Annotated in this window: 4 protein-coding genes and 1 pseudogene; 2 read left to right on the forward strand and 3 right to left on the reverse strand. The window is 69.6% G+C overall.

Annotation, left to right across the window (positions count from 1 at the left end; genetic code table 11):
- Nucleotides 1-371: pseudogene (locus G6020_RS02205) on the reverse strand (hypothetical protein); the annotation flags it as partial.
- 99 nt (nucleotides 372-470) lie between these two features.
- Nucleotides 471-1,256 carry a phosphatase PAP2 family protein gene (locus G6020_RS02210; protein WP_179523720.1) on the reverse strand — a complete coding sequence of 262 codons (786 nt, stop codon included), beginning with the start codon at nucleotides 1,254-1,256 and terminating at the stop codon, nucleotides 471-473.
- 117 nt (nucleotides 1,257-1,373) lie between these two features.
- On the opposite strand from G6020_RS02210, the gene aspA reads away from it, so the two are divergent.
- Nucleotides 1,374-2,867 (forward strand): aspartate ammonia-lyase, encoded by a 1,494-nt coding sequence (gene aspA, locus G6020_RS02215; protein ID WP_179523719.1) that lies wholly within the window; start codon nucleotides 1,374-1,376, stop codon nucleotides 2,865-2,867.
- A 31-nt stretch (nucleotides 2,868-2,898) separates the two neighbouring features.
- Here the strand turns inward: aspA and G6020_RS02220 are convergent, their stop codons facing one another.
- Complete coding sequence (locus tag G6020_RS02220; protein WP_179523718.1) at nucleotides 2,899-3,084, reverse strand: hypothetical protein; 186 nt, start codon at nucleotides 3,082-3,084, stop codon at nucleotides 2,899-2,901.
- Between the two features lie 145 nt (nucleotides 3,085-3,229).
- Between G6020_RS02220 and G6020_RS02225 the strand changes: the two genes are divergently transcribed.
- A partial coding sequence (locus G6020_RS02225; protein WP_182609526.1) for an acetoacetate decarboxylase family protein occupies nucleotides 3,230-3,927 on the forward strand: 698 nt, incomplete at its 3' end.

Below are 3,927 nucleotides of genomic sequence, written 5' to 3' on the forward strand. Positions count from 1 at the left end.
TCCACGAGAGCCGCCCGGGTCATCCGCTGCAGTGCGACGGGCGCCCCGCGGCGACGTTGGGCCACCATCAGGGTGGCCACCGACGCGGCGATTCCGGCGATCACCAGAGGGCGGTCCTCCCTGCGGGTGACGTGGTGATCGGACAGGGCCTTGCGTCGCACCCGCCAGGCGATCGCCGCCTGGGGTAACACCCCCAGTCCGGCTGCGGTCGCCGCCCCCCAGCCGGTCGAGCCCACCCGGTGGCCGAGGTGGAGCGAGCCGGCTGTGAGCACCACCCACGGGGCGAAGACCTCGGTCAGGACCACTGCCGGGGCGGCGGTCGCGTCGTTCGACGGTCCCGCGCCGGCTCGCGAGGTCGCCTCAGTCGACAAGGGACCGGGCCAGGCGCAGGGCGGCGGCGTCGACCACCGCGTCCGCCGGAAGTCGGGTGATGACCCCGTGGTGCAGGACGATCCGGGCGTGGGTGCCCATCACGACTCCGGACGCGAGAGCAGCGGAGGGGAGTAGTCGAGGCGGTCGACGAGCCACATGATCGTGGCCACCTCGCCCACCCAGGCCAGGCTCACGCACCAGCCGGCGAGGACGTCGCTGGGAAAATGCACGCCGAGGTACATGCGGGTCACGCCGACCGCGGGGACGTAGGCGCTGGACCCGGCGATCACCGGGTAGCGCCACCCGGTCGGCCACGCGAGCACGCAGGCGCAGCCGGCGAGCGCCGCACTCGCCATGGCGTGCCCACTGGGGAACGAGTAGCTCTTCTCCTCGACGATGTGGGTGAAGAAGGTGGGGCGGTCCCGCCGGTACATCAGTTTGAGGACCGAGTTGATGACGGTGGACCCGACGAGGGAGACCGTGAGCAACGCGGCCGGTCGGCGGCTGCCCCGCACGTAGGCCAGGTAACCCGCGGCGGCGAGCGCGAAGACCGGGACGGCGGTGACCCCGCCGAGTTCGGTGACCGCCCTGACGATCCGGGTGTTGCGCGGGGTGTGTCGCCTGCGCAACCACAGCATGACGGGCCGGTCGAAGGGCAGCTTGGCACCGGAACTGATCCGCTCGGCCAGTTCGACGAACCCGATGACGGGTAGCGCGAACCCGGCGAACGCGACGCCGAACACCGCCCAGGTCCCGCGCGGCAGGGGCACCTGGCCCCTGTCGACGATGCTGCCCAGGACCCCGTCCGAGGGGGTCAGCGGCCGGAGGACGTCCTTCGCCGCGGACAGGGTCCGGCTGCGGCGGGAGGTCGTCGTTCGCGACATGCCCACACCCTAGGCAAGGTCGCGCGGCGGCGGGGGATCCCCGCGAACCGTGACACCGCGCGCCGACCGCGGGCCGTGTCTACTGTGGATCGTGTCGACCCGATCAGCGGAGGACGTATGACCCAGACCCGTGTGGAACGAGACCTGCTCGGTGAGAAGGCGGTCCCGGCTGACGCCTATTACGGGATCCACACCGTGCGCGCCGTCGAGAACTTCCCCATCGATTCGAAGACCATCAGCGACATCCCGGACTTCATCCGCGGGATGGTCATGGTCAAGAAGGCCGCCGCGCTGGCGAACCTCGAGATGGGAGTCCTGGACCCGGACATCGCCGAGGCCATCGTCGGTGCGTGCGACGAGATCCTGCTGGACGGCCGCTGCATGGACCAGTTCCCCTCGTGCGTCTATCAGGGCGGGGCCGGCACCTCGGTCAACATGAACACCAACGAGGTGGTGGCCAACCTCGCGCTGGAGCGGACCGGTCACCCCAAGGGCGCCTACGACGTCATCAGTCCGAACGACGACGTCAACCGGTCGCAGTCCACCAACGACGCCTACCCGACCGGTTTCCGGATCGCCCTGTGGCACTCCCTCGAGCGGCTCGAGCCGGCGATCGTCGCGTTGCGGGAGGCCTGCTACGACAAGTCGGAGGAGTTCCGCGAGGTCCTCAAGATGGGCCGGACGCAGTTGCAGGACGCCGTTCCCATGTCCATGGGCCAGGAGTTCGGTGGATTCGCGGTGACCCTCGACGAGGAACTCCACGTCCTCGGCGCGGCGGCCCGGATGCTGCTCGACGTGAACCTCGGCGCCACGGCCATCGGTACCGGCGTCAACACACCGCCCGACTACCGCCGTGCGGTGGTCGAGCACCTGCGGGTCGTGACCGGTCTGCCGGTCACCGGGGCCATGAACCTCATCGAGGCGACCAGCGACACCGGCGACTACGTCAACGTCCACGCCGCTCTCAAGCGGACCGCGTCCAAGGTGTCCAAGATCTGCAACGACCTGCGTCTGCTCTCCTCCGGCCCGCGCGCGGGATTCAACGAGATCAACCTCCCCGAGCTCCAGGCGGGGTCGTCGATCATGCCGGCCAAGGTGAACCCGGTGATCCCCGAGGTGGTCAACCAGGTCTGCTTCAAGGTGATCGGCAACGACGTCACGGTGACGATGGCGGCCGAGGCGGGGCAGCTGCAGCTCAACGTGATGGAGCCCGTGATCGCGCAGGCGATGTTCGAGTCGATCTCCCTGCTCACCAAGGCGATCGAGACGCTCACGGAGAAGTGCGTGCGGGGTATCACGGCCAACGTCGAGGTGGCCCGCCGCAATGTCATGGATTCGATCGGCATCGTCACCTATCTGAATCCCGTGATCGGTCACCACAACGGCGACCTGGTGGGCCGTGAGTGCGCGCGCTCGGGCCGTGGCGTCCGCGAGGTCGTGCTGGAGATGGGCCTGCTCTCGGCGGAGGAGGTCGACGACATCCTGTCCCCCGCGAATCTGCTGCGGCCCCGGTACAAGGGCAAGTCGAGTGGTCAGCTGGCAGCCGCGCCTCCCGACGACCTGTCGGACCCCACCCGAGACGCGGATCGCCCCGACCACCCGAGGGGGTGACCGGGGGTTCTCCGGTGTCGGTGAAGTCGGGTCAGGCGCCGTTCTCGACGGGGCCGACCCGGCCGATGCTGCTCACGGCGAGCTGTCCGATCGAGCTGTCGAATCCGAACGACTGCTCGAGGGCGGCGGTGGAGCCGGAGATGAAGCCGTTGATCGCGGCGGACGAACCGACGGTGAAATCGAACTGGGCGAAGAAGTCGGCGAGTGCCTTCAACATGGTGTGCTCCCGGTGGGTGTCGACGCGGTCTGTGCCGCGTGGGCGGACCGTGTGCCCGTCTCTACCTGGTCTATCCGTGGTCGACCCCGGGACGTTAGCCCCGAAATATGCTGAAACCTGTTACCGCAGCGGCTAACGTCGGGGCATGAGTTCTCCCACCACCCGCGTCGTCGCGGGCCGTCAGATCACGTTCCCGGTCCCCGTCGTCTCCGCCTCGATATCGGGCGCCGCGTTCCTGTCGCGGCCGGCCGTCGCCCGTCGGCTCATCGCCGCCGGGCCCCAGTCCGCGATCCTGGATTCCGCGGGGGCCGAGCCGGTGTCCCTCCCGGGTGGTCGTACGCCGGTCACGATGATCCACGTCCGGTACCACGACGTCCCGGGCAACGTCCTCGGTGGATATCACGAGGTGGGGTTGGCATTCCAGGTCAAGGTGCCGGGGGTCGGTGTCCAGCAGCACATCCACGAGCTGCCGGTCGACCAGGACTTCACGCTCGCGGCGGGCAACGAACTCTGGGGCTTTCCCAAGTGGAAGGGCGACATGGTCGGAACGGCCGGTGGAGCCCTGGACGACGCCCGTCTCGGAGCCGTGGGGTCCTCGGGGGCCGGTGGCATCGACCTGAAGCTCGACACCCGCCTGGGGGTGCCGCTCCCCGGTCGCCACTCCCTGGGGATGAACTGCATCCAGGTCCTCGACGGCAAGCCGGTCCTGGTCCGCGCCGGCGCCAAGGTCGCGGGCGGTCGGTTCCGGCCACTGGGGGGCGCGCGGGTGGCGATCGCCTCCGGGGCCCAGGACGGCGATCCCCACATCGCCCGGATCGCCGAGGCCGTCCGCGAGCTCGGGCT

The organism is Dietzia sp. B19 (assembly GCF_014145155.1).
GTDB lineage: Bacteria > Actinomycetota > Actinomycetes > Mycobacteriales > Mycobacteriaceae > Dietzia > Dietzia natronolimnaea.